The following is a 23,978-nucleotide window of genomic DNA, read 5'->3' as shown; positions in this document are numbered from 1 at the left end:
ATGCGCTAGGTCAGCTTTCCGCCCGTCGCCCATTGCCCCCTCAACCGGCGACCACAATCGGTGATGGAACAAGTATGGCCCGCAGGTTTTCCGCGCCCTATCAGACGGAGCCCGTGTCCAGCCTCGCGAGCTGGGCACGCAATCTGGCCGTGTTCGCGGTGGTGGCGGTGGTGGTGTCGATCATCGTCGTTCGCTTCGGCTTTCTGGAGCCGAAGCCGGCGCTCGTCACCTTCTTCGGCGGCCTCGCGATCGCGGCGCTCTCGATCCTGTTCGGCCTCGCCGGCTTTGCCGCGATCTGGCAGAACGGCTCGCGCGGCATGGCGCGCATCCTGCTCGCCTTCCTGATCGACGGGGCGATCCTCGCCTACCCCGCCTATCTCGGCCTGCAATACCGCAAGCTGCCGGCGATCCACGATATCACCACCGATCCAATCGACCCGCCCCGCTTCGACGCGCTGGCGCGCCTGCGCGCCGGCGACGGCGCCAACACTGCGGTCTATGCCGGCCTCTATTCGGCTGAGCAGCAGCGCCAGTTCTATCCGGATATCGAGCCGATCGAGCTTGAGATCCCGGTCGACCGCGCCTATGCGATCGCGCTTCAGCTCGTCAACAAGCGCAAATGGCTCGTCATCGACGAGCGCGCGCCGCAGCCGCCGCGCCGCATCGGCCGCATCGAGGCGGTGGCACGCTCGCCGATCATGGGCCTGCGCGAGGACATCTCGATCCGGGTCGTACCCGACGGCGAGGATTCCCGCGTCGATATCCGCTCCGCCTCGCGCTATTTCGAGAGCGACCTCGGCAGCAACGCCGCCCGCGTCACAAAATTCATCGACGATCTCAACACCGCCGCGGACGCCGATGCGCTCAAGCCGGTGAAGAAAACCCCGGTGGCGCCACCGAAGGCACCGGCGAAGACGGTGAAGAAGTGAGATTGGCGAATGGGGAGTAGCGAATAGCGAGTGGAAAGCACTTATTCGCTACTCCCCATTCGCCATTCGCTCCTACGCCATCCGGTACGTCCCGCCAATCACGGGATCGCCATCCGTCGCCACCACGCCGCGGGCGACCAGATCTTCCAAATGCGCCAGCACGGAGTAGCCTGCGGCCGTCGTCAGCCTGGGATCGATGCCGATATAGATCGCGCGCACCATGGTCGGGATGTCGGCCTCGCCTTTGGCGAGACGATGCAGGATCGAGGCCTCGCGCGCCTTGCGGTGGCGGATCAGGAAACGAACGAAGCGCGGGGCATCCGGGATTTCGGGACCGTGGCCGGAGAAATACAGATCCTCCTCGCGCGCAGCGAGCCGGTCGAGCGATTCCATGTAGTCGATCATCGAACCGTCGGGGGGCGCCACGATCGAGGTCGACCAGCCCATCACGTGGTCGCCGACGAAGTTGAATTTCCGCTCGGGCCAGGCAAAGGCGAGATGGTTGGCGGTGTGGCCGGGCGTCGCCACGGCCTCCAGACGCCAGCCGTCGCCTTCGACGACGTCGCCATGCGCGATCCTGATATCGGGCACGAAGTCGCGATCGGAGCCTGATTCCGGATTGTGCTTCTCGCTCTCGAAGCGCGGGCGCGAGGCGCGGTGCGGGCCTTCGGCATAAACCGGCGCGCCGGTTGCCTGCTTGATCCGCGCCGTGTTCGGCGAATGGTCGCGGTGAGTGTGGGTAACGAAGATGTGGCTCACCGTCTCGCCACGCACGGCATCGAGCAGCGCCGCCGCATGCGCCGCATCGTCCGGACCGGGATCGATGATAGCGACGTTGCCCTGGCCTACGATGTAGCTGACCGTGCCGGTAAAGGTGAACGGGCTCGGATTGTTACAGAGCACGCGCCGCACGCCGGGGCGGACCTCCTCGACGACGCCGGCTTTCAGCGGAAAGTTGCGGTTGAACGGGACATCGTCGTTGTCGGACATGGCTTGCTCATACCTTGCTGACTTCGTCATGCCCGGCCTTGCGCCGGGCATCCACGTTCTTCTCTCCAGCTAGAACGTGGATGGCCGGGACAAAGCCCGGCCATGACGCAATTGGAGAGTTCAGTTGCATTCCATGCCGAGGTGCGCCGGCTTAGAAAAACGCCTGAATGCCCGTGATCGCGCGGCCCAGGATCAGGGCGTGGACGTCGTGGGTGCCCTCGTAGGTGTTGACCGTCTCGAGGTTATGAACGTGGCGCATCACGTGATACTCGATCGAGATGCCGTTGCCGCCGTGCATGTCGCGCGCGACGCGGGCGATGTCGAGCGCCTTGCCGCAATTGTTGCGCTTCATGATTGAGATCATCTCGGGGGCGAACTTGCCCTCGTCCATCAGGCGGCCGACGCGCAACGAGCCCTGGAGGCCGAGCGCGATCTCGGTCTCCATGTCGGCGAGCTTCTTCTGCACGAGCTGGGTCGCGGCGAGCGGCTTGCCGAACTGCTTGCGGTCGAGCGTGTACTGGCGGGCGCGATGCATGCAGTCCTCGGCCGCGCCGAGCGCGCCCCAGGAAATGCCGTAGCGGGCACGGTTGAGGCAGCCGAACGGGCCCTTGAGGCCGGAGACGTTGGGCAGCAGCGCGTCTTCCGGAACCACGACGCCGTCCATCACGACCTCGCCGGTGATCGAGGCGCGAAGCGACAGCTTGCCGCCGATCTTCGGCGCGGAGAGGCCCTTCATGCCCTTTTCCAGCACGAAGCCGCGGATCTGGTTGTCGTGCGCGGCCGACTTGGCCCAGACCACGAACACGTCGGCGATCGGCGCGTTCGAGATCCACATTTTGCTGCCGGTCAGGCGATAGCCGTCGGAGACCTTCTCGGCGCGGGTCTTCATGCCGGCCGGGTCGGAGCCGGCGTCCGGCTCGGTCAGGCCGAAGCAGCCGACCCACTCGCCGCTGGCGAGCTTGGGCAGATATTTCTTGCGCTGGTTCTCGTCGCCATAGGCGTAGATCGGGTACATCACCAGCGAGGACTGCACCGAGTTCATCGAGCGATAGCCGGAATCGACCCGCTCGATCTCGCGCGCGACGAGGCCATAGGCGACGTAGCTCGCATTGGCGCAGCCATACTCCTCCGGCAGCGTGATGCCGATCAGGCCAAGCTCGCCCATCTCGTTGAAGATCTCGCGATCGGTCGTCTCTTCGAGATAGGCCTTGGTGATGCGCGGCAGCAGCTTGTCCTGGGCGTAGGCGCGCGCGGTGTCGCGCACCATGCGCTCGTCTTCGGTGAGCTGCTCATCGAGCAGGAACGGATCGTCCCACTGGAAAGAAGCCGCAGCCGGCTTGTCCTTGGCCTGAGGGCGCACGCTCATGAAACGTCCTTTCGCATCTGGTTCCGTCAAGAATTGCCCGACAAAGTAAAGTGCCACGGCAACAAGTGCAATTGCATCCTGGTTTCGGTCATTCCGGGGGGCGCAACGGCACGAGCCCGGAAACGACGTCGTCAGATTTCGAGCTGCTCGTTGGCGACGATCTCGATGCCGAAGCCGGACAGGCCCTTATAGTCGTGCACCGAGGAAGTGAGATGCCGGATCGAGGTGACGCCGAGATCGCGCAGAATCTGCGCGCCGACGCCGATCTCGCGCCACTGGCGGTTGCGGTCGGCCTCCGTCGACGTCTCGTCGGGCAGCGGGGCCACCGGCACGCCGGCGGCGCCGTCACGCAAATAGACCAGCACGCCACGCCCGGACGTCTTGAAATGCTCGAGCACGGCCGCCATCCGCTTGTGGCCGGTGAAGATGTCCTTGACGATGTTCGGCTTGTGGAAGCGCGTCAACACGTTCTTGCCGTCGCCGACGCCGTTATAGACGAAGGCGACGTGGGCGATGGAATCGAACGGAGAGCGGTAGGCATAGCCCTGCAAGGGGCCGATCGGGCTTTCGGTGACGAAAGTCGAGACCCGCTCGATCAGCTTCTCGCGCACCTGACGGTAGGCGATCATGTCCGCGATGGTGACGTGCTTGAGCTTGTGCTGGGCGGCGAAGCGGGCGACCTGTTCGCCCTTCATCACGCTGCCGTCGTCGTTCATCAGCTCGCTGATGACGCCGACGGGCGGCAGGCCGGAGAGCTTGCAGAGGTCGACGGCCGCCTCAGTATGGCCGGAGCGCAGCAGCACGCCGCCGTCCTTGGCGATCAGCGGGAAGATGTGGCCGGGCCGGGCGAAGTCGTTGGCGCCGACATTGGGATTGGACAGCGCGCGGCAGCACGAAGCGCGCTCCTCGGCGGAGATGCCGGTGCCGCCATCGGGCTTGTAGTCGATCGAGACCGTGAACGCGGTGGTGTGCGCGGAATCGTTGTGGGCGACCATCGGATCGAGCCGCAGGCGGCGCGCATCCTCGGTCGTCACAGGCGCGCAGACGATGCCGGAGGTATGGCGGATGATGAACGCCATCTTCTCGGCGGTGCAGAGCGAGGCGGCGACGATCAGATCGCCCTCGCCCTCGCGGTCTTCGTCGTCGGTGACGACGACGAGCTCGCCCCTGGCAAAGGCCTGCAAGACTTCCTGGACGGTATCGGGCATTTCCCAATCTCTATCGGTTATGGGCCGGAGGCTTAGCCGGACGCTTAGCCGGACTTGGGCCCAAGCGCTAGTGTCCTGGACGCAACCGCATATGCCTGATGACCGGCCCCGCCGGCGGGTTTCAGGCTTGCACCGAAGATACCAGGGATATAGGTGCACAATGCCCGGGAGGAAGACGGCCGGACGCCGTCAGGGCAGCACCTCTCGCCGCTCGCCGAGCCGCAGGTCGAGCTCGGCGCGCTTGTCCGCGAGCAGGCCAGCCTGGGCGGCCTCGATCACGGTAAACAGCTCGTGGGCGTCGCTGAGCCGGGTCACCGTGACGTAGCTGGCGCCGGCCTCGTAGAGCTCGCCGACATCGGCCAGCAGATCGGCGGTCGCAACGATCAGAGCGGTGGGGTTCAGCGCGCGGACATGGCGGACCAGCTTCGCATTGGTGGCGCCCTTCAGCAGCGAATCCGGCACGCTGAGGATGATCATCTCGGATTTGCCGATGCCGGCATGGAGCAACGTGTCGACATTGCTGATGTCGCCATAGATCACGTGCAGGCCGCGCGAGAGCAGGGTCTGGTACACATTGGGGTTGAAATCGACCACCGTGATCTGCTCGAGCAGCACCGGCGTCTGCCGTTCGATCTCGGCCAGCAGCGCGCTCGCCGCACGGAAAAAGCCGAGGATGACGATGCGACGGGCCTCGCCATGGCCGCCCTCGTGGCTCTCTTCGGCATGGCCGTTGCCGTGATCGAGATCGCGCAGGCCGATCCGCTTCAGCGGCCCGATCGCCCAGCGGGTGATCTCGTCGCTGCGGGTCATCACGAAGGTCGAGAGCACGGCCAGCACCACGAAGGCGAAAGAGGCCGCGTTCGCGGTTTCGGCTGCGATGTGGTTGTCGGTGACGCCGGTCTGGATCACCACCAGCGAGAACTCGGAGATCTGCGCGAGGTTGAGGGCCGGCAACAGGCTGGCACGCAGGCCCTGCTTCATCAGATAAAGCGGCGTGAAGGTCGTGACGAGCCGGCTCACCACCGTGAACAGCGCAATCATCAAGGCAAGCCCGATCACGGAGAGGCCGGGCACGGGAATGGTCATGCCGAGCGCGACGAAGAACAGCGTGATGAAGAAGTCGCGCAGCGTGGTGACCTTGGCGGTGACGTCGAGCGCGTAAGGGAAGGTCGAGAGCGAGACGCCGGCGATCAGCGCGCCCATCTCGCGCGACAGCGACAGCCGCTCCGCGGTCTCGGCAACGAGAAAGCACCAGGCGAGCGCGCCGAGCAGGATCAGTTCGGGCCGGCGGGCGATCTGGTGGAACAGGCGCGGCAGCACATAGCGGCTGACCAGCAGGGCGGCTGCGACCAGCACCGCGACACGGCCGATCGAGAGCAGGATGACGCTCACTTGCAGATTGGCGAGGCTCGGCTGCACCGCCAGGAACAGGATGGCGAAGATGTCCTGGAGCACGAGCACGCCGAGCGTGATGCGGCCGGGCAGCGTGTCGAGTTCGCGCTTCTCGTAGAGCACCTTGACGATGATGACGGTGCTCGACAGCGCGCAGGCGATACAGAGATAGACCGCATCGAAACGGCCGCCGCCGAGCGACAGGCCAATGCCCGCAAAGAACAGGACCCCGAGCAGGCAGCCGCCGAGCAGCTGGCCGCCCGCCGCGAACAGGATCACCTTTCCCGCCCGCACGATCTTCTTGAGGTCGATCTCCAGGCCGATCATGAACAGCATGAAGATCAGGCCGAGCTCGGAGATGACGCTGATCGATTCCTGCGAATGGACCCAGCCGGCGCCGAATGGACCTATGCAGAAGCCGGCGATAAGGTAGGCCAGGATCAGCGGTTGCCGGGAGAAATGGGCTGCTAGCCCCAGCATCCAGGCAAACAGGATAGAGAGTGTGATGTCGCGAATGAGCTCGTGCATGCCAAATGGGTCCGTTTTGCCGCACCCTAGAGACGGGTTGCGCCGCGGCAAGCGAGCAATTCGTCACATGCGGATCGTGCTCTGGCTGATAGCCCTGCTGGCTCCGTTCACGTCCACTTTGCCGGCCGCAGCGCAATCCAAGGTCAATATCGAGCAAAGCTTCGCCGATTCGCTCACCGCACTGCCGAAGGAGGAACTGGCCGTCGGCGGCGGGTTCTATGTGCCGGCCTATTCCAGCGTCGCGATGAGCCAGGGCAAGCTGCGCGTCGATTTCTCGGTGACCTTGAGCGTTCACAACGCCTCCGAGACGCAAGCACTGGTGGTCAAACGCATCGCCTATTTCGACACCGCAGGCAAGCAGGTCGAAAGCTATCTGAAGGCGCCGGTGGCGTTGAGGCCGCTCGCCACCATCTCGATCTTCATTCCGACCGACGACGTGCGGGGCGGGACCGGAGCCAATTTCCTCGTCGACTGGGCGGCAACCGGCGAAATCGCCGAGCCGGTGGTCGAGGCCCTGATGGTTGGCGGCGTCGCCAATGCGCATTACGCTTTCATCAGCCAGGGCCGTCCAACGAGGACGGCCGGCAAGAAGTAAGGCGGGCCCGCCTCCGGGCGGCTGGCAAGAAAGAAAAAGAACAAGGCTGGCCCGTGCAGCGCCAGCCACTAAAAAACAGGGAGATCGTCAACGGGGGAAGACAGGTGGCCGAAAAATATAAAGACTTTGAACTCCTGGTTGCCGAAATTCAGAGGCAACTGGCTCCAAAGGCAGAGGTGCTCCACAATCAACTTTTGGACGGCCGCTTGAGCAAGCGAAAGCGGCAGATAGACGTCCTCGTAAGAGAGAAAGTTGGGCAGTACGATATCAGTATCATCATCGACTGCAAGGATTACAAGAAGCCGGTAAACGTTAAGGGGGTCGAGGAATTTTATGGCCTTTTGACCGACGTCGGCGCTCAAAAGGGAGTTCTCGTTTGCCCAAAAGGCTTCACAAAATCCGCGAAAACCCGAGCTGACGGCTATCAACTCGACCTATACAGTCCCTTCGATACAGGGGCGCACAAATGGCAGGTGAAGCCGACAATACCCGCGGTCTGTGATTTTCGAGAGGCCCGGATGGCGTTTCGCTTTCAGATGGCCGCACCATACCCATTTAAGCTGGCCGGCGACTTCTTTTCTGCTGTCAAGGCGTTCGACGATAATGGAATTGACCTAGGTACTTGCCTCGATTCTGCTTCGGCTCGATGGGACCGAGGTGACTACCCGATCGAGCCGGGCATTCACGAAGATCTAGATATCTTTCCAGCAAGGACAGTGCAAATGGACAACGGGTACGGGAAGCTCGTCCCCGTCGAGATGTCGGTTTCCCTACATGTGGAGCAGCACCTCTTTACAGGACAACTGCCGGTCCCAAAGATATCGGGCTTCAGAGACGAATTCTCTGGCAAGGTGATTACAAACGCCTTCACTGTCGGCCTGTTGGACGTTGAAACCATTGCTCGCGACTGGAAGCGGCTCAACTCGATTGAGGAAGCCTCCGTGAAACCTGTCATCAAAATTCAAGGCCTCTATGGCTGGTCAGAACAAACATAGCGGTGGACTGATCATGGCTTACACTGCAACTGTTATCCCCGTGATGATCGCATCGCCTGGCGATGTCCTGACCGAGCGAAACATTGCTCGGCAAACCATCAACGACTGGAATTCAATCCATTCGCTATCCACAAAAACAATCCTAACTCCCGTTGGCTGGGACTCTCATGCGTCCCCCGACCTAGGTGGACGCCCCCAACAACTTATCAACGAACGCATCCTGAAAGATTGCGATCTATTGGTCGGCATATTTTGGACACGGCTGGGGACACCAACTGGCGACGCGGCGAGTGGGACCGTCGAGGAAATCCAGACCCATGTTGCCGCGGGTAGACCAGCAATGGTCTATTTTTCAAACGCTCCAGTCGCACCTGCCGCACTAAATCTAACCCAATATGAGGCCCTGCAGAAATTTCGCGCCTGGTGTGAGGGAGCCGGCCTAATATCTACATTTGACAATGCGCCAGATTTTCAAGCCAAGTTTGCTCGCGAGCTGCAGATTCAAATGAATGGGCATGAGTATCTGACGAACATACGCAAGGACATCGAGCAGTCTCTGCTAGAGAGAGCCCTGAACGACCTCTCGCAAGCTCCAATAAGTATTGGCCGACCACCAGAATTATCACCTGAAGCGAGAGAACTCCTCATCGAGGCTGCCGCGGATGATGATGGGTTCATTATGAAGGTCGAGCACATGAGTGGCGCTCACATCCAAACGAATGGAAAGACGTTTGGAGCAGAGAATCATCGAGTATTCTCGAAATGGCTCCGCGCAATCGAGCAGTTACAAAGTGAGAACCTTATTGAGGCGCGTGGCTACAAAGGCGAAGTATTCCAAATTACCGCGAACGGGTATGACCTTGCAGACAAGTTGGTCGTCTGACCGATCCTTGATACTTTCAATGCAAAGCTGCCCCGCTGATATATGCTCCTCTTGTCAAGTTGGATAGGAACAAGAACGCAGGCCTGCGCAAAGCCGGCTGCTCAACAAGAACAAAACGAGGAACGCTCCCATGACGTCCAGCTTCGATTTCGCGCCCCTGTTTCCCGCAGGGCTGCCGGCCCCTTCCGCGCGCTGGACGGGCCTGGCCAAATACAGCTTCGTCGGCGGCAACAATGATTCCGAGCAGGTGCCGCTGGACGAGCTGATCGAGGCGGCCAACGCGGTGCTGCGGCGCGAGGGCCGGTCGCTTGCCACCTACGGTCTGGCGCACGGGCCGCAGGGCTACCTGCCCCTGCGCGAATTCCTGGTGACCAAGCTGAGGCGCGATGCCGGGATCAACTGCACGGTCGACGATCTCATGATCGTCTCCGGCTCGCTCCAGGCGCTCGACCTCGTCAACACGACGCTGCTGACGCGCGGCGATACCGTGATCTTCGAGCAGGACAGTTACCAGGGCTCGCTGACCCGCCTGGCGCGGCTCGGGGTCAACGTGGTTGGCATTCCGCTCGATGCGGACGGCATGCGCATGGACGCGCTGGCTGCGACGCTGGCCGATCTGAAGAGCCGCGGCATCCGGCCGAAATACATCTACACCATTCCAACCGTGCAGAACCCGACCGGCAGCATCATGCCGGAGAGCCGCCGCGCCGAACTGGTGCGGTTGGCGGCCGAATACGGCGTGCCCATCTTCGAGGACGATTGCTATGCCGATCTCGTCTGGTCGGGACAGCGGCCGCCGGCAATCCATGCGATGAGCCCGAACGGCGGCGTGATCCATATCGGCTCGTTCTCCAAGTCGATCGCACCGGCGCTGCGCGTCGGCTTCATCGTCGCGCCCTGGGATGTGATGTCGCGGATGCTGTCGCTGAAGACGGATGCCGGCTCCGGCGCACTGGAGCAGATGGTGCTGGCGGCCTATTGCAAGCCGCATTTCGCAAGCCATGTGCCGGCCCTGACGAAGGCGCTGCGCACCAAGCTCGACACGCTGATGGAAGCTTTGAACGAGCAGTTCGGGACGGCGGCGGAGTTCGAGGAGCCCAAGGGCGGCATCTTCCTGTGGGTGAAGCTGCCCGACCAGGTCGATACGCTGAAGCTGTACCAGGCCGCGCTCGCTGCCGGCGTCTCGATCAATCCCGGGCCGGAATGGTCGACCAACAAGAGCCATTCCAGCTCACGCCTCAGGCTGTGCTTTGCCAGCCCCACGCATCAGCAGATTCGCGAGGGCGTCGCCGTGCTGGCCGAGGTGTGCCGCAAGGAGTTTGGCGTGCCGGCCCGCAGCGCCAATGTGGAGAAAGCGAAAGCGTAGATGAGAGCGGCGGCACGGATCGCGCGATGGATACTCGGAATCTTCGTCGCTCTTGGCATGGTGGTCGTCGCGTCCGAAATCCTGGATTTCGCAACGAGCACTGAAGAGAGCGCTCGCGGAGAAGCACTGCTTGCCATTCAGCAAGAGTGTGCAAGACGCGGGATCGCTCCTGACCAGTTTGAGGGACCACGAAGAATCAAATCGCCTGGCCGGACCTACGGCTTTCTTTGGAAGGATCGGTCGAGTGGAGATCAGATCGTCACCCTGATCCGGTACTTCCCATCGAATTCGGAAGCCTGGTCGGTAGGCCGCGATTCGAGCTTCGAACCGTTCGATCCGCGTTGAACCGGTGTTCACGCCTCGACGTGAAACTCCACGTTGACCTGGCCGCTGCCGGAGGACGGAAAATAGTCACACAGCTGCTCGGCGGCTCCGCGATAGTCGTGCCAGCCGAGCGCGGCGAACAGCATGATGGTGTCGGCCATGCCGCCTTCACCGTTGCACTTGACGGCGTAGTCCGGAAGCATGTCGAGGAATTCGCGGTAGCGGCGGCTCTGCCACAGCTCGAGCACGCGCAAATCGACCTGGCGGTTGAACTCGCTGGCGACCGATGTCCACGCCTCGGGGCCGAGCTTCTTGTTCGGCCAGAGCCGGTGCGAGAGCGAGCCGCTGGCGAGGACGGCGACCCGCTCGCCGGATTCGTCGATCGCGCGGCGGGTCGCTTCACCGAGGATCCGGCTCTCCTCGAATGAGGTGAAGAGCGGCGAGGCGACCGAGACGACCTTGGCAAAGCCGTCCGGGTTCATGTAGTGCATCGGCACGATCGTGCCGTATTCGAGCCCGAGGCTCGCCACCTGATGGGCGATCACGTTCAGGCCCGCCTCCCCCGCCCTGTCAGTGATGGCCTGCGCCAGGGGCGTATCACCCGGCAGATCGTAGCACAGATCCTGGATCATCTGCGGCGCCTCGTGGCTCGTGAACGAGCCGCGATGCCTCGCATTGGCATTGATGTGGTAGCCGAAATTGGAGAGCCAGTGGGTGTCGAACACCACGAAGCAGGTGACGCCGCGCTCTCTCGCCCGCCGGCCGAGTTCGCGCAAGGACCTGACCGCCGGCTCGCGCGCGGCGCGCAACGGGCTGCCTGATAGCTCCGACAGCATCAACGATGGAACGTGGGTGACCTTGGCGGCGAGAACGAGCTGCCCCATGGCGGTCCCCCTCGAAGCGTCAGGCCGCCTGGGGCTGGCTGCCGTGGATCGCGGAGGCCAGCCGCAGCAACAGGACGATCGAGACGTTGCCCTTGCCGGCCTCGATCTGGGCGATGTAGCGCTCGGAAATCCCGGAGCGGCGAGCCAGCTCCCGGCGCGACAGGTCGCAGCGCATGCGCGAGGACCTCAAGCGGTCGCCGAGCTCGGTCAGAAACGCGGTCTCGGAATAAGGCGGCACGGCGCAGCTCCCCGGCAGCACTTCGCCCGCAAAATCCATGACTTGATTGAGCATTGGTCTATCCACGTTCGCCTTCTGGAGCCGCCATCCTACCCCTGATACGGCCGGCCTCATTGATGCGGATCAAATTCGCGCGCAATCGGCGGCGGCCGTGGACGACCGCGAGCCGGATGCTACACTTTGGAATTCTTCAAGGCGGGGCTTTTCAGGACATGACGCGTTGTTTGGGCCGCTGGACCACGGCTGCCGTGGTGTGGATCGCGTTCACGTCCATGGCCGGCGCCGAGACGCTTGCGGCGACGGTCGAACGATGGGGCCTGCTCGGCTCATGGGCGGTCGATTGCGCCGTCAGCCCCGCCCGCGACAAGGGTGCGCTCCTGACTTACGAAATCCGGAAGGACGGCCGGGTGATGTACCGACGCAATTTCGGCGACGCCAAGGACGAAAACGAGGTCGTGTCCGCTACGGTCAATGCCGAGGGCCTGCTCAATGTGATGGTGTACTTTCCATCGCTGCATCAGACCCGCGAGTTCGGGCTGCTGCTGGCGAAGGACGGCAGCCTGCGCGCGATCTACAATCGCGGCGAGCGCGGTGCGTACACGATCAGGGACGGCAAATACATCGCCACGGGCGCGCCGACGCCCGTGCAGCAGCGCTGCGATTAACAGCCGTTCAGAATTCTCTCCCAGTTCCTCCGGAACGTTCACGCGCATGCGCGGTTTAGATTTGCATTCGTTTGGAGGAGGACATCATGAAGAAACTTGGTTATGTGGTTGCAGCGCTCGGTGCACTCGTCATCGCGGCGCCGACGCTGGCGAGCGCGGAGACGGTGGTGATCAAGCGCGGCCATCACGGCCCGTACGGCGCCCGCGCCGAATTCCGCGAGCATCGCGATCATGGCTGGCATCGTGGCTGGCACCATCGCGACAGGGTCGTCGTGATCAAGCGCAGCGGCCACCGCCACCATTGGGACTAACGCGCGACGCAACATGGAAATGGCCCCTCACGGGGCCATTTCTTTGTGCTCTCTTTTCCTTCTCCCCTTGTGGGAGAAGGTGGCGCGAAGCGCCGGATGAGGGGTCTCTCTCGGCGAATTCAAACTGACAGAGATGTGCACGCGGAGAGAAGCCCCCCCTCACCCGGCTCGCCGCTACGCGGCGAGCCACCCTCTCCCACAAGGGGAGAGGGTGACAGTGCGCCCAGCGTCGACTTTTAATCCCACGCCGGCGCGAAGCCGGGATTGACGCAGCGCCTGTCCTTCGGCAGCGCGGCGATCCTGTTGCGGTCGGCCTCGTCGAGCGTGATCTTCAGCGCGTCGAGATTGGCCTGCTGGCTCTCGCGGCGCGACGCTTTCGGAATCGCCGCGACGCCGTTCTGGTCGAGCAGCCATTTCAGCGCGACCTGGGCTGCGGTCGCATCATGCTTGGCGCCGATCTCGGCCAGCACCGGATCCGAGGCAACGCGCCCCTGCGCCAGCGGGCAGTAGGCGACCAGCGGGATCGACCTGGCATTGAGATAGGCCAGCACCTTCGATTGATCGAGCAGCGCGTGATATTCGATCTGGTTGCAGGCGATCGGTGCCCTGATGTCCTCGACGGCGGTCTTGAGCAGCGCGGTGGTGAAATTGGCGACCCCAATCGCCCGCGTGCGCCCCTCCTCCTTCAGCTTCATCAAGGTCTCGAACACCGCGCCCCAGTTCGCCGACTTGGACGGCCAGTGCACGAGGTAGAGGTCGACATGGTCGAGCCCAAGCTTTTTCAGGCTGGCGTCGAAGGCGCGGCGGATCGCGTCGGGCGCCAAATTCTCGTGCCAGACCTTCGTCGTGACGTGCAGCTCGCTGCGCGGCAGGCGGGCCGCGGCCAGCGCGGCGCCGATGGCTTCCTCGTTGGCGTACATTTCGGCGGTGTCGACGTGGCGATAGCCGATCGACAGCGCGCTCTCGACCGCGGCGCGGCAGGCATCGCCCTGCATGCGGAAGGTGCCGAGGCCGAGCTTGGGCATGCTGATGCCCTGTGTCTTCAGATTGTCCATGAAACAGGCTCCTGACGTATTTCAGCCCGCGAGATGCCCGCGGTGAGGCCGCGGGGACAGACTCTTCGGTGATGGAAAAGAGGTGGCGGGGGACGGCACCATAGCGCGACGGCCAAAGGAAACCAAATCAAGATCAGTTTAGCGAGATAGCCGGCGGGCATCGCCGCAACAGCCAAACGGCATTTCAGATGATCGCTCTCTCCTGTCAGCATCTCACCATCGCGGTCGTTCCGGCCGCAGGCAATCAGGAGACGATCATGAAGACGCTTTTGACGATGGCCTTTGTAGCGGCAGCCCTTGCCAGCGCAGTTCCGGCGCATGCCGACGGCTTTGCCTACACGGGCTCGCCCAAACAGGGCGAATTCTTTGTCCGGCAGCCCGCAGCTCCGCGAGCGCCTGACTGGATGAATGCGCGCGCGGAGGCTCCGCAGGCCGCGCCCCGTCCGGTGCGCGGCGGCATCGGCTTGCGCATGCCTTAGGAATGCTGCGCCACCACGGCCGGGCGCGCCTGCGGCTGCGGCACGATGTCGACCGACCAGAGGTCGCGGTTGTCGACGTCCTTCAAGGTCACGGTCATCACGCCGGTCGCGCCGTCGATGTCGACGCGGCCGAAGAACTGCAGGCCGAAGCACGGCGCGAGGTTCTCGCCCTGCGCTGCGCTGCAGCCGTTCTGGTACATCGCGACCGGGCCGAAGGTATTGTCGAGCTCGCCGGGACCCCAGGTGCCGGCGTGCAGCGGGCCGGAGACGAACTCCCAGAACGGCTCGAAGTCCTGGAACTGCGCCTTGTTCGGATCGTAGTAGTGCGCGGCGGTGTAGTGCATGTCGGCGGTGAGCCAGACGATGTTGCGCACGCCCGCGCGCTTGATCGACGCCAACAGGTCGGCGATCTCGTGCTCGCGCCGGTCAGGCGGCCCATTGCCGAGCGCGACCGCATCGAGGCTGACCAGGCCGATCGGCAGGTCGGCCGCGACCACCTTCCAGGTCGCGCGCGAGGCGGCCAGCTCCCGCTTCAGCCAGGCGAGCTGCTCGGCCCCGAGAATCCAGCCGCGATGGTCGTCGCCCTTGTTCCAGGTCTCATCGCGAAAACTGCGCATGTCGATCATGAAGACATCGAGCAGCGGACCGTAAGCAATCTTGCGATAGACCCGCCCCTGCCGAGCGCCGACGTCGCGGATCGGCATGAAGTCGAAGAAGGCGCGGCGGGCGCGCGCGACCAGGCGCGGGGTGCCGTCGTCCTCATAGCCGGCGGCGTCGTGGCTGCCGGTCGGCGACCAGTCGTTGGTGACCTCGTGGTCATCCCATTGCGCAAACATCGGCACGTTCGCGTGGAAATCGCGAAAATGTGCGTCGAGATGGTTGTATTTGTAGTTGCCGCGAAATTGCGCCAGCGTGTGCGCGACCTCGGACTTTTCCTCGGTCACGATGTTGCGCCAGGTCTCGCCGTTGGGCAGCTTCTGCTCAGGTGGAATCGTGCAGTCGGCGTAGATGTGATCGCCGGAGTGAATGAAGAAATCGGGGCGATTGTCGAGCATGGTGCGATAGCTGCGATAGCCGCCACGCGCGATGTCGATGCCCCAGCCCTGCCCCGCGGTGTCGCCGGACCACAGGAACGAGATCGACTGCCCGGTTGCCGGCGCGGTGCGGAAATGGCCGACGCGGCTTTCGCCGGCAATGCCGGTCGCGATGTCGTCGAAGCGCACGCGATAGAAGATGTCCTGCCCCAGCGGCAGATCGCTCAGCAATAGCTTTGAGGTGAAGTCGGCCTCGGGCAACGCATCGCCGGAGGCCGCTGCAATGATGGTCCTGAAACTCTCGACCGTCGAGCATTCCACCTGCATGCGCGCGGGCCGGTCGGCACGCGCCCAGATCACGGCGGAGCCCTCCGAGACGTCGCCGGACTGGATACCGCCGGCGATCCGCGGGCGGTCGGCGGCACGGCTGATGGATGGCTTTGCGAGCGCGGCCAAGGCGAGGCCGGACGTGGAGCGGACCAGGAACTGCCGCCGGGTCCATGCGCGCGCGGCGCGGAGCGTTGCCATTCAGAAAACCTTCGTCGAATCGCGACGGAAGGTGCCTGCGCCGTTTGACTCCCGGCTTACAGTTTCTTGACCCGAGGCCTACGGTTTTGCGACGCGGGGATGACGGTCGGCGGCGGGCCTAGGGTGAATTTGGAAGAACGCCGACTTGATGGCCATCGGACGAGCGTCTTGCCGCCTTCCTCGCCTGCTGGTCCAGTTTCGCGAGGTATCCGGTCAGCATCGCCAACGGGAGCGTAACGAAGACGCTACGTGCGTGCCACAGGCTGTAGCTGTACATGGCTTCGCCGACCTCGGTGAGCTTTCCGTGGCTTGCGAGATAGAAATGCCCCGCGACGATCTTGCCATTGACTGCGTCGCCGCCGATCGCGAACGCGCCAATGACGAACGCGACGAAGTTCAAGATACACAGACCGCAGACCGTCAGCAGGCATCGATAGCGGAGATCGGACATTGAGCATCATCCCGTTGCGCCGTCTCAGGCAATGCAGCGGACATCAATCACAACCCAACTATCCAGGAGCCTCAGCGCTGCCAGTTGCAGATGCCGCCGGAGCGGCAGGGCCAGGTCTGGATGCGGGTATCCCTCGCCTGCGCATCCAGCGGATTGCCGTGGCGATGCGCGAGCCTGGTGCGGGCCGCACCACGCGGCTGCGCGGACTTGACGTGCGCGACCTTCGGCTCCGACACATGCACGCGTTCGGCGACGACCTTCTTCGGCACATCCACCGGCTCGGCGCGGGCCTGCGCTTCGTTGCCGCCGCGCGCCTCCAGCGCGACAGGCGCAAATTGCGTCTCGGGCCCGAGCCGCTTCGGTGACAGCACGGCCTTGGACAGGTCGAGGCCGAGAAATTCGTCAGGCTTGTAGTCATCAGCGCGCGACACGCCGCCCCATGCGAGCACGAGGGCCACGGCAACAGCAAAAGGAACGCTCTTCAGGACCACGGACGCCTCCTGAAATTGATTATGAAAGAGGTAATTTACCCCTATTTAGGAGGCGTCGCGCGCAATTCCAGCGGCCAAGTGCCGCCGTGGTTAAGAAGTTTGACGGTGTCAGGCGACCTTTCGCGCCGCACCCGCTCCGTCCAGGAACCCCATCAGGCGACTGCGGATGATGGTTTCCGCCTCGCTCATGATGCGATCGACGAGTTCCTTGCAGGAGGGGATGTCATGGATCAGGCCTGCGACCATGCCGCAGCTCCAGGCACCGGCGTCCATCTGCCCGTCCAGCATGATCCTCGGATAGACGCCGGCGACCTGGTCGTGGATGTCGTCGATGGTGAGCTTGTCGCCCTTGGCGCGCTCGATCTCGAGCAGACGATCGACATTGGCGTTCTTCAGCACGCGTTCGGTATTGCGCAGGCTCCGCATGATCAGACGGGTGTCGAGCTCGGTCGCGGCGACCAGCGCGTTCTTCACGTTCTGATGCACCGGCGCTTCCTTGGTCGCGATGAAGCGCGTGCCCATGTTCATGCCGGCCGCGCCCAGCGACAGCGCCGCGACGAGGCTGCGCCCGTCGGCCATGCCGCCGGAGGCCACGAACGGGATCTTCAATTCCTCCGCAGCGCGCGGCAGCAGGATCATGTTCGGAATGTCGTCCTCGCCGGGATGGCCGCCGCACTCAAAGCCGTCGACGCTGACGGCGTCGCAGCCGATCCGCTCGGCCTTCAGGGAATGGCGCACCGAGGTGCATTTATGGATCACCTTGATGCCGGCGGCCTTCAGCGCGGGCATATACGCTTCCGGGCTGCGGCCGGCCGTCTCTACCGCCTTGATGCCACCTTCGACGATGGCCGCGATGTATTCCGGATAAGGCGGCGCCGCGAAGGTCGGCAGGAAGGTGAGGTTCACGCCGAACGGCTTGTCGGTCATGTCGCGGCAGCGCGCGATCTCTTTCGCCAGCAGCTCCGGCGTCTTCTGCGTGAGACCGGTGATGATGCCGAGCCCGCCGGCATTGGAGACGGCGGCGGCCAGCTCGGCGAAGCCGACGAAATGCATGCCACCCTGGATGATGGGGTGCTCAATGCCGAACAGTTCGGTGATCGCGGTCTTCACTTAGGCTTCCTCCCGGATTTCGGTTTGTATGGGATCAGTCTAGCCGCAGTCCCGTGCCGCGGTCACCATTTCTCTCCGAAGGGCCGGATCTCCATCTCGAACGTCCAGGCGCTCTTCGGTTGCTGATAGAGCTGCCAATAGGAATCGGCCACGGCGGACGGCGGCATCAGCAGGTCGGGATTATCCAGCGCGTTCGGGCCGAGCGCTTCGAGCCGGCGCTGCCGCACCCATTCAGTATCGACGCCGGAATCGATGATGAGATGGGCGACATGGATGTTCTTCGGCCCAAGCTCGCGCGCCATTGCCTGTGCCACCGCGCGCAGTCCGAACTTGGCGCTGGCGAACGCGGCAAAGCCGCTGCCGCCACGCAAGGAGGCCGTGGCGCCGGTGAAGAAGATGTTGCCGCCGCCGCGCGGCAGCATCAGCCGCGCAGCTTCCCGGCCGGCGAGGAAGCCGGAATAGCAGGCCATCTCCCACACCTTCCGGAACACGCGCTCGGTGGTGTCGAGGATCGGGAAATTGACGTTGGCGCCGACATTGAAGATGCAAACGTCCAGCGGTGCGTGCTTGTCGGCATCGTTGAGGAAGGAGATGACCTCTTCCTCTTTCCGCGCATCGAGCGAGCGCGCGTGGATCTCGCCGCCGGCGGCCTCGATGTCCTTCACCAGAGGCGCCAGCTTCTCGCCGTTGCGGCGTCCGGCGAAGACCGAAAAACCCTCGGCAGCGAACTTCTTGGCAATCTCGGAGCCGATGAAATCGCCGGCGCCGATGACGGCAGCTGTCGCGTTTCGCTTGGGCAAAGGTCGCCTCCTCCGGTGCGGATGTCATTGGGCCGGAGGCTATAGTTCTAAAATAGAACTGTCAAATCTCGAGGCCGACTGCTAATTTGCAGTGAGAATTTCGTTGATCAGTCAAGTTAGTTCCTTTTTCTGACTCACTAGCCAAGCCGGAGACCGGATCATGAAATGGGACACGCTGGACGAAGAGCCTTGTTCGCTTTCCCGCACCGTCGCCGTGGTCGGCGATCGCTGGACGCTTCTGATCCTGCGCGAATGCTTTTTGCGCGTGCGACGCTTCGAGGGATTTCAGTCCTCGCTGCAGATCACGCGACACCTGCTCTCGGAGCGGCTGAAGAAGCTGGTCCGCTTCGGCATCCTGCGCCGCGTCCCCTATTCCGAGGCGCCCAAGCGCCACGAATACATCCTGACGCAGAAGGGCCTCGACCTCTACCCGATCATCATGGCGATGGTGCATTGGGGCGACACCCATATGGGCGACGAGCGCGGCCGCCCGCTGCTGCACGAGCACAAGACCTGCGGCAAGCAGTTCGATCCCGTGATGGTGTGCTCCGAATGCGGCGAGGTGCTGCACGCCAAGCAGGTGCATGTCCATGCGGGGCCGGGACGACGGGAGATGGCCGGGTAAGCCCGCGTCCTGCATCTCCGCCGTTGTGATGCTCTACGCGAAGGGAACGCCGTAATAGGTGTTGATGCCGCGCACCGCGGCGTCGTCGCCCCAATTCCAATCGCTGCGCTCGCCATATTTCGGCGCGCCTTCGAGCGACTTGGCGGTGATCCCGGTGACATAGCCTCCGAGCTCGGTGTCGTATTTCAGCGACTGCCAGGGCAATGGATAGTGGTCGTTGCCGAGGCCCAGAAATCCACCGAAGCCGAGCACCGCGTAGGACACCTTGCCGCTGACCTTGTCGATCATCACGCGTTCGATCGAGCCGATCTTGTTGCGATCCGCACCATAGACCGACGTTCCCTCGACCTTGTCGCTGCCGATCAGCCGGCCGATTTCGCTGCGGTCCAGTTCGCCTTGATTCATCATCGCGATTCTCCGCTCTGCCGATGTGCGGGACCAACCGGGCCTGAAGATGATCGTTCCAAAACACGCCGTGAGCCGCAGTGCCACGCGACGGGGTGGATCTAAAGCGCGATGAGATTGGGATGAATCATCATCGCGCTTTAGGTCGTTGTTTGAGCATGATCTTTTCGGAAAACCGCTGCACACTTTTCCGGATCATGCTTTAGCGGACCGATGCCGCCCCTTGCGGTGACAGGAATTCAAACATCTCGGCGGCTGCCTGGAGTTGCTCGATGCGAGCCGCAACGCAATCGCGCTGAACGCCGAGCGGCAAGCCCGCAAGCTCATGCTCAAGCCGCAGCCTGTGTGCATCGAGCCGTTGCTCGAATGTGTGGGGTTCAGATCGTCTTCGCATCGTCCGTCCTCGGTGGTTGCAGGCCCGGGCTGTTGGCCCAGCGCTCGACTTGCTCAATGACCTTCTGGTGGCTTGGGCGCACCGGCTGCGGTGCTTCTCGTTCCTCGGAAAGCTTGCGGGGTAACCTGACCTCATCCGTCATGGCGCATCTCCCTTTCTCTTTAAATGCGCCTTGGCGGAGATCGTTTCAAGTCATAACGTATTGATTTTATTTGAATATCTTGCTCAATCGGCGCTTTTTTGGACTCCTGTGGAACTCCCGGCAAGTTGGCGCATTTAGCAAAATACTCAACTTACTCACTTTGTGTGATTGACCATGAACGACCTTCGCGCCGAGCGCCTCCAGATCATGCTCTCGCCGGAAGAGCTGGCCGCTGTCGATGATTTCCGGTTCAAGCACCGCATGCCGACACGCGCTGCGGCGGTCCGCGAGCTGCTCAAATTCGGGCTCGCCGCCGCGGGCGTCGAGGCAAGCATCGACACGCCGGCAGGCATCAAATCCAGCGAGTTTGGTGTCTTTGGCCGCGGGCCTGAAGGACACACGCCCGCCAAGCCCGAGGGCGACGTTGAGGATTGAACCCCGGTCTCACCAACAAAAACGACCCCGGCACAGTGGGGTGCCAGGGCCGTCCTTGGAGATTGCTTCCGGCGCACCGGGGGCATGACAGCCGAAAGCAATCCATCGACTCTTCGCGAAGGGATTCGTTCCTCGCGTATTAACCGGTCGGCGCGTCGCCGGAATCGTCCGGCATCACGCCGGATCCCGGCGTCTTGCCGTTGTCGTTGAGCTTGGGATCGCGCGTCGCTTCACGCGACGGCGAGCCCTTAGAGCCCGTGTTGTGCGCGGTCTGCGCACGCTGCTTGTCGCGCGGCTGATCCTCAGCCCGCTTGTCCTTGACGATGCCGTGGTCGGAATGCGCCATGATGTCCTCTCGCCTCTCCAGATCCTGTCGAAGCGCTTACGCGCCGGAACGCCGAATGTTCCGGCGCGCAAGAGAGAGCAACGCTAGCCATGCGCTGCGTGCACCGAGACCACCGCATTTTCCTGATGCACCTGCCGGACCGTCGTCACCGTCGCAAACGCGACCGAGACGCTGAAGGCGAGAACGAGTGAGAGAAGTGCCAGACGCGGAGCCATCGCAAAACCTCCTCCTGGAATCAAAAAATCAGCACGATCGACTGTTCCCGGATGATCGTTGATTGGTCGCGCTCATTCCGTGAGCGATCTCACACGCGGATTCACGAAAACGAGATCAGGCATCCTGCCTTTGGCGGGTGCGGACCGTGACGGGCGGGATTTCGCCATCAAGCCAGTCCTGCTCGTTCGCGAGCGCCATCCAAGCCTCCGCCATGCGCGAATAGCGCCTGTGAGCGGGTTTGCCCTCGGCACGCTCGGCGAGCTGCAGGCAGTTGTCGGCGTTGTCCCTGAAAATGTCAGATTGCTTCATGGATAAAAACGTGGGGACGGAACCAACGTTCCGCAACCGTCCTTACCGCATCGTAACGTTGAGGGAACTTCGCACGCCATCCGCCATTGATAGCGATGCGAGTCCTTGTCGCGATCATCCTGATGCTCATCAGCACCGCAGCTCTTGCCGACAGCACCGGCGAGCGAAGGCCGGGCGACCGCGCGCCGACGGCGATCGACGTCATCAACGGCCTGTACGCGTTCAGCCGCTTCCAGCAGGGCCTGTTGGAGAGCACCGACCTGAAAGGCAATGCGGAGGTGAAGAACCTCGCCGCCTTGCGTGCCGAAGAGGCGGCGAAACGCGACAAGGCCCTGAAGGACATTCAAGAGGCGATCGGTGCCGAGCCGCGCGTCGGCAAGACAACGGCGGCCGCCAGCCTCGCCGAGCCCGACACGTCGGACGGACCAGCTTACGTCCGAACCTTCTATGCCGCGCAGATCGCCGAATACGAATCCACCATCGCCCTGCTCGAACGCTATCTGAAAGTCCCCGACAATGCGGCGCTAGCCGGGTTTGCCCGCGACCAACTGCCAGTGCTGCGTTCGCAGGTGAAGGATGTGGAGCGTACGATGGCAGACAAGTAGCCCCCGATTCGTCTTCCGGCGGCCACCCACATGCGGCGCCTGACCGGTCGACTGGCAGCCCGCGACGTGACCGCAAAGACGGCAAATCGGTCCAAAATTTCCTGGAACCGGGTGGAACCAATCGCCTCCGTCGTCGTTATCGCGGTCGGGCTGAGCAAAGCAGGTTCCATTTCCTCGCGTCGCAACCTTGGCGCTTGATTTCGAATTTGGCTGACGCTCTAGTTTGATGAATTGCGTCACGCCTGAGATTCGGCCGACGCCTGCGGGGGAATCAGTATGAGCGACCTCGAACCCGGATCTGCATCACGCTCCGGTCGTCGCGTCCCAAAGCCAAGAGTCAACGGTACGTCAGAGCCGGATTCCCGACAGGAGCTGCTGCTCGCGCTGCAAGCCATGCGCAGCGGCGATTTTTCCGTCCGGATGAGCGGCGACTATCTCGGTATCGACGGCAAGATCGCCGACACTTTTAATGAAATCATCGCCGCCAACCAGCGCATGGCGCAGCAGCTCGAGCTGGTCGGCCAGGTGGTGGGGCGCGAGGGCAAGACCCGGCAACGTGTGAAGTTCGGCCTCGCCTCCGGCTCCTGGGCCGACATGGAAGGCTCCGTCAACACGCTGATCGACGACCTGCTGTGGCCGACGCGCGAGGTGACGCGTGCGGTCGCTGCGGTGGCGCAAGGCGACCTGCTCCAGACCGTCAAGCTCGACGTCGATGGCCGCCCGCTCCGCGGCGAATTCCTGCAGTCGGCGAACATCGTCAACACCATGATCAAGCAGCTCGGCGTGTTCACCTCCGAGGTGACGCGCGTCGCGCGCGAGGTCGGCACCGAAGGCAAGCTCGGCGGCCAGGCCCAGGTGCCGGAGGTGACCGGCGTCTGGAAGGATCTGACCGAGAGCGTCAACTCGATGGCGAACAACCTGACCAACCAGGTTCGCAACATCGCCGAGGTGACGATCGCGGTCGCCAACGGCGACTTGTCCAAGAAGATCACCGTCGACGTCCGCGGCGAGATCCTCCAGCTCAAGGAAGCCATCAACACGATGGTGGACCAGCTCCGCTCCTTCGCCTCCGAAGTGACGCGCGTCGCCCGCGAGGTCGGCACCGACGGCAAGCTCGGCGGCCAGGCGATCGTGCCCGGCGTCGCCGGCACCTGGAAGGATCTCACCGACTCCGTGAACGCGATGTGCGGCAACCTCACCGCACAGGTCCGCAACATCGCCAACGTCACCACCGCCGTGGCGCGCGGCGACCTCTCGCGCAAGATCACGGTGGACGTGCGCGGCGAAATCCTGGAGCTGAAGGACACCATCAACACCATGGTCGACCAGCTCAATTCGTTCGCCTCCGAAGTGACGCGCGTCGCCCGCGAGGTCGGCACCGAAGGCAAGCTCGGCGGCCAGGCCCAGGTCCCCGGCGTCGCCGGCACCTGGAAGGACCTCACCGACAACGTCAACTTCATGGCGTCGAACCTGACCGCGCAGGTCCGCAACATCGCCGACGTCGCCACGGCGATCGCCGGCGGCGACCTCTCCAAGAAGATCACCGTGAACGTCTCGGGCGAGATCCTTCAACTGAAGGAAACGCTGAACACCATGGTGGACCAGCTCAACGCCTTCGCCGGCGAAGTCACGCGCGTCGCGCGCGAGGTCGGCACCGAGGGACGTCTCGGCGGACAGGCCAACGTGCTCGGCGTCGCCGGCACCTGGAAGGACCTCACCGAAAGCGTCAACTCGATGGCGTCGAACCTGACGGCGCAGGTCCGCAACATCGCCGAAGTGACGACGGCGGTCGCCGGCGGCGACTTGTCGAAGAAGATCACGGTGGACGTGCGCGGCGAAATCCTCGAGCTGAAAGACACCATCAACACCATGGTGGATC

General features: G+C 63.3%; 30 protein-coding genes. 13 read left to right on the top strand and 17 right to left on the bottom strand.

What is annotated here, in order from left to right; all coding sequences use genetic code 11:
• The first annotated feature begins 74 nt into the window (after positions 1–74).
• Positions 75–929 carry a DUF1499 domain-containing protein gene (locus tag AC1RUR_RS15805; protein WP_492845501.1) on the top strand — a complete coding sequence of 285 codons (855 nt, stop codon included), beginning with the start codon at positions 75–77 and terminating at the stop codon, positions 927–929.
• Between the two features lie 72 nt (positions 930–1,001).
• On the opposite strand, the gene AC1RUR_RS15800 is transcribed toward AC1RUR_RS15805, so the two are convergent.
• From AC1RUR_RS15800 to AC1RUR_RS15785, 4 genes are all read right to left on the bottom strand, one after another.
• Complete coding sequence (locus AC1RUR_RS15800) at positions 1,002–1,919, bottom strand: MBL fold metallo-hydrolase (RefSeq protein ID WP_492845500.1); 918 nt, start codon at positions 1,917–1,919, stop codon at positions 1,002–1,004.
• Between the two features lie 151 nt (positions 1,920–2,070).
• Entirely contained in the window at positions 2,071–3,285 is a 1,215-nt protein-coding gene (locus AC1RUR_RS15795; protein ID WP_492845498.1) for an acyl-CoA dehydrogenase, read from the bottom strand.
• 131 nt (positions 3,286–3,416) lie between these two features.
• Positions 3,417–4,493, bottom strand: coding sequence for a 3,4-dihydroxy-2-butanone-4-phosphate synthase (gene ribB, locus AC1RUR_RS15790; protein WP_492845496.1), 1,077 nt, complete (start codon positions 4,491–4,493; stop codon positions 3,417–3,419).
• A 189-nt stretch (positions 4,494–4,682) separates the two neighbouring features.
• Entirely contained in the window at positions 4,683–6,413 is a 1,731-nt protein-coding gene (locus tag AC1RUR_RS15785) for a cation:proton antiporter domain-containing protein (protein ID WP_492845494.1), read from the bottom strand.
• A gap of 67 nt (positions 6,414–6,480) precedes the next feature.
• Between AC1RUR_RS15785 and AC1RUR_RS15780 the strand changes: the two genes are divergently transcribed.
• The 5 genes from AC1RUR_RS15780 (at position 6,481) to AC1RUR_RS15760 (ending at position 10,597) form a co-directional block, all read left to right on the top strand.
• Positions 6,481–7,008, top strand: a complete 528-nt coding sequence (locus AC1RUR_RS15780; RefSeq protein WP_492845492.1) for a DUF3124 domain-containing protein — start codon at positions 6,481–6,483, stop codon at positions 7,006–7,008.
• Between the two features lie 53 nt (positions 7,009–7,061).
• On the top strand, positions 7,062–8,003 hold the full coding sequence (locus tag AC1RUR_RS15775; RefSeq protein WP_492845490.1) for a restriction endonuclease: 942 nt from the start codon (positions 7,062–7,064) through the stop codon (positions 8,001–8,003).
• A gap of 13 nt (positions 8,004–8,016) precedes the next feature.
• Positions 8,017–8,886: a DUF4062 domain-containing protein gene (locus AC1RUR_RS15770; RefSeq protein ID WP_492845488.1), complete on the top strand. Its 870-nt coding sequence runs from the start codon at positions 8,017–8,019 to the stop codon at positions 8,884–8,886.
• Between the two features lie 130 nt (positions 8,887–9,016).
• Positions 9,017–10,252, top strand: coding sequence for an aminotransferase-like domain-containing protein (locus AC1RUR_RS15765; RefSeq protein ID WP_492845486.1), 1,236 nt, complete (start codon positions 9,017–9,019; stop codon positions 10,250–10,252).
• A complete protein-coding gene (locus AC1RUR_RS15760; protein ID WP_492845484.1) occupies positions 10,253–10,597 on the top strand; it encodes a hypothetical protein in 345 nt (114 codons plus the stop codon).
• Between the two features lie 8 nt (positions 10,598–10,605).
• On the opposite strand, the gene hpaD is transcribed toward AC1RUR_RS15760, so the two are convergent.
• Together hpaD and AC1RUR_RS15750 are read right to left on the bottom strand one after the other, a co-directional pair.
• Positions 10,606–11,460, bottom strand: a complete 855-nt coding sequence (hpaD, locus tag AC1RUR_RS15755) for a 3,4-dihydroxyphenylacetate 2,3-dioxygenase (protein WP_492845482.1) — start codon at positions 11,458–11,460, stop codon at positions 10,606–10,608.
• Positions 11,461–11,479: 19 nt separating this feature from the next.
• Positions 11,480–11,752 carry a helix-turn-helix domain-containing protein gene (locus tag AC1RUR_RS15750; RefSeq protein ID WP_026202606.1) on the bottom strand — a complete coding sequence of 91 codons (273 nt, stop codon included), beginning with the start codon at positions 11,750–11,752 and terminating at the stop codon, positions 11,480–11,482.
• A gap of 158 nt (positions 11,753–11,910) precedes the next feature.
• On the opposite strand from AC1RUR_RS15750, the gene AC1RUR_RS15745 reads away from it, so the two are divergent.
• Together AC1RUR_RS15745 and AC1RUR_RS15740 are read left to right on the top strand one after the other, a co-directional pair.
• A complete protein-coding gene (locus AC1RUR_RS15745; protein ID WP_492845479.1) occupies positions 11,911–12,363 on the top strand; it encodes a hypothetical protein in 453 nt (150 codons plus the stop codon).
• A gap of 86 nt (positions 12,364–12,449) precedes the next feature.
• Entirely contained in the window at positions 12,450–12,674 is a 225-nt protein-coding gene (locus AC1RUR_RS15740; RefSeq protein WP_492845477.1) for a hypothetical protein, read from the top strand.
• Positions 12,675–12,910: 236 nt separating this feature from the next.
• On the opposite strand, the gene AC1RUR_RS15735 is transcribed toward AC1RUR_RS15740, so the two are convergent.
• The gene (locus AC1RUR_RS15735; protein ID WP_492845475.1) at positions 12,911–13,729 is read right to left on the bottom strand and encodes an aldo/keto reductase; all 819 of its coding nucleotides are present in this window, start codon (positions 13,727–13,729) and stop codon (positions 12,911–12,913) included.
• 257 nt (positions 13,730–13,986) lie between these two features.
• On the opposite strand from AC1RUR_RS15735, the gene AC1RUR_RS15730 reads away from it, so the two are divergent.
• Complete coding sequence (locus AC1RUR_RS15730) at positions 13,987–14,208, top strand: hypothetical protein (RefSeq protein WP_492845473.1); 222 nt, start codon at positions 13,987–13,989, stop codon at positions 14,206–14,208.
• Here AC1RUR_RS15730 and AC1RUR_RS15725 read toward each other — a convergent pair.
• The 5 genes from AC1RUR_RS15725 to AC1RUR_RS15705 all read right to left on the bottom strand — a co-directional run bounded on the left by AC1RUR_RS15725 (position 14,205) and on the right by AC1RUR_RS15705 (position 18,622).
• Positions 14,205–15,770, bottom strand: coding sequence for an alkaline phosphatase D family protein (locus AC1RUR_RS15725; RefSeq protein WP_492845471.1), 1,566 nt, complete (start codon positions 15,768–15,770; stop codon positions 14,205–14,207). The two genes, AC1RUR_RS15730 and AC1RUR_RS15725, sit on opposite strands and share 4 nt — an antisense overlap.
• Before the next feature lie 118 nt (positions 15,771–15,888).
• A complete protein-coding gene (locus tag AC1RUR_RS15720; RefSeq protein ID WP_492845469.1) occupies positions 15,889–16,221 on the bottom strand; it encodes a hypothetical protein in 333 nt (110 codons plus the stop codon).
• A gap of 71 nt (positions 16,222–16,292) precedes the next feature.
• Positions 16,293–16,712 carry a hypothetical protein gene (locus tag AC1RUR_RS15715; RefSeq protein WP_492845468.1) on the bottom strand — a complete coding sequence of 140 codons (420 nt, stop codon included), beginning with the start codon at positions 16,710–16,712 and terminating at the stop codon, positions 16,293–16,295.
• Positions 16,713–16,820: 108 nt separating this feature from the next.
• On the bottom strand, positions 16,821–17,822 hold the full coding sequence (locus AC1RUR_RS15710) for an NAD(P)H-dependent flavin oxidoreductase (protein ID WP_492845466.1): 1,002 nt from the start codon (positions 17,820–17,822) through the stop codon (positions 16,821–16,823).
• A 62-nt stretch (positions 17,823–17,884) separates the two neighbouring features.
• Positions 17,885–18,622, bottom strand: a complete 738-nt coding sequence (locus tag AC1RUR_RS15705) for an SDR family oxidoreductase (protein WP_492845464.1) — start codon at positions 18,620–18,622, stop codon at positions 17,885–17,887.
• 160 nt (positions 18,623–18,782) lie between these two features.
• Between AC1RUR_RS15705 and AC1RUR_RS15700 the strand changes: the two genes are divergently transcribed.
• The gene (locus AC1RUR_RS15700) at positions 18,783–19,247 is read left to right on the top strand and encodes a winged helix-turn-helix transcriptional regulator (protein WP_492845462.1); all 465 of its coding nucleotides are present in this window, start codon (positions 18,783–18,785) and stop codon (positions 19,245–19,247) included.
• Between the two features lie 33 nt (positions 19,248–19,280).
• Here AC1RUR_RS15700 and AC1RUR_RS15695 read toward each other — a convergent pair whose 3' ends face one another.
• The gene (locus tag AC1RUR_RS15695) at positions 19,281–19,655 is read right to left on the bottom strand and encodes a PRC-barrel domain-containing protein (RefSeq protein ID WP_492845460.1); all 375 of its coding nucleotides are present in this window, start codon (positions 19,653–19,655) and stop codon (positions 19,281–19,283) included.
• 374 nt (positions 19,656–20,029) lie between these two features.
• The gene (locus AC1RUR_RS15690) at positions 20,030–20,188 is read right to left on the bottom strand and encodes a hypothetical protein (RefSeq protein WP_492845458.1); all 159 of its coding nucleotides are present in this window, start codon (positions 20,186–20,188) and stop codon (positions 20,030–20,032) included.
• 174 nt (positions 20,189–20,362) lie between these two features.
• On the opposite strand from AC1RUR_RS15690, the gene AC1RUR_RS15685 reads away from it, so the two are divergent.
• On the top strand, positions 20,363–20,623 hold the full coding sequence (locus AC1RUR_RS15685; protein ID WP_492845456.1) for a hypothetical protein: 261 nt from the start codon (positions 20,363–20,365) through the stop codon (positions 20,621–20,623).
• Positions 20,624–20,762: 139 nt separating this feature from the next.
• Here AC1RUR_RS15685 and AC1RUR_RS15680 read toward each other — a convergent pair whose 3' ends face one another.
• The 3 genes from AC1RUR_RS15680 to AC1RUR_RS15670 all read right to left on the bottom strand — a co-directional run bounded on the left by AC1RUR_RS15680 (position 20,763) and on the right by AC1RUR_RS15670 (position 21,494).
• On the bottom strand, positions 20,763–20,969 hold the full coding sequence (locus AC1RUR_RS15680; protein WP_492845455.1) for a hypothetical protein: 207 nt from the start codon (positions 20,967–20,969) through the stop codon (positions 20,763–20,765).
• 83 nt (positions 20,970–21,052) lie between these two features.
• The gene (locus tag AC1RUR_RS15675; protein WP_492845453.1) at positions 21,053–21,184 is read right to left on the bottom strand and encodes a hypothetical protein; all 132 of its coding nucleotides are present in this window, start codon (positions 21,182–21,184) and stop codon (positions 21,053–21,055) included.
• 115 nt (positions 21,185–21,299) lie between these two features.
• On the bottom strand, positions 21,300–21,494 hold the full coding sequence (locus tag AC1RUR_RS15670) for a hypothetical protein (protein WP_492845451.1): 195 nt from the start codon (positions 21,492–21,494) through the stop codon (positions 21,300–21,302).
• Between the two features lie 95 nt (positions 21,495–21,589).
• Here AC1RUR_RS15670 and AC1RUR_RS15665 point away from each other — a divergent pair, with 95 nt between their 5' ends.
• Together AC1RUR_RS15665 and AC1RUR_RS15660 are read left to right on the top strand one after the other, a co-directional pair.
• Positions 21,590–22,099, top strand: a complete 510-nt coding sequence (locus tag AC1RUR_RS15665) for a DUF4142 domain-containing protein (protein WP_492845449.1) — start codon at positions 21,590–21,592, stop codon at positions 22,097–22,099.
• 276 nt (positions 22,100–22,375) lie between these two features.
• The coding region (locus AC1RUR_RS15660; RefSeq protein ID WP_492845447.1) for a HAMP domain-containing protein at positions 22,376–23,978 on the top strand (1,603 nt) is incomplete at its 3' end.

The organism is Bradyrhizobium sp. GW821-FHT12B03 (assembly GCF_058807535.1).
The sequence above is the reverse complement of the archived record's forward strand: the minus strand, read 5'-3'. Positions and strand labels throughout refer to the sequence as shown.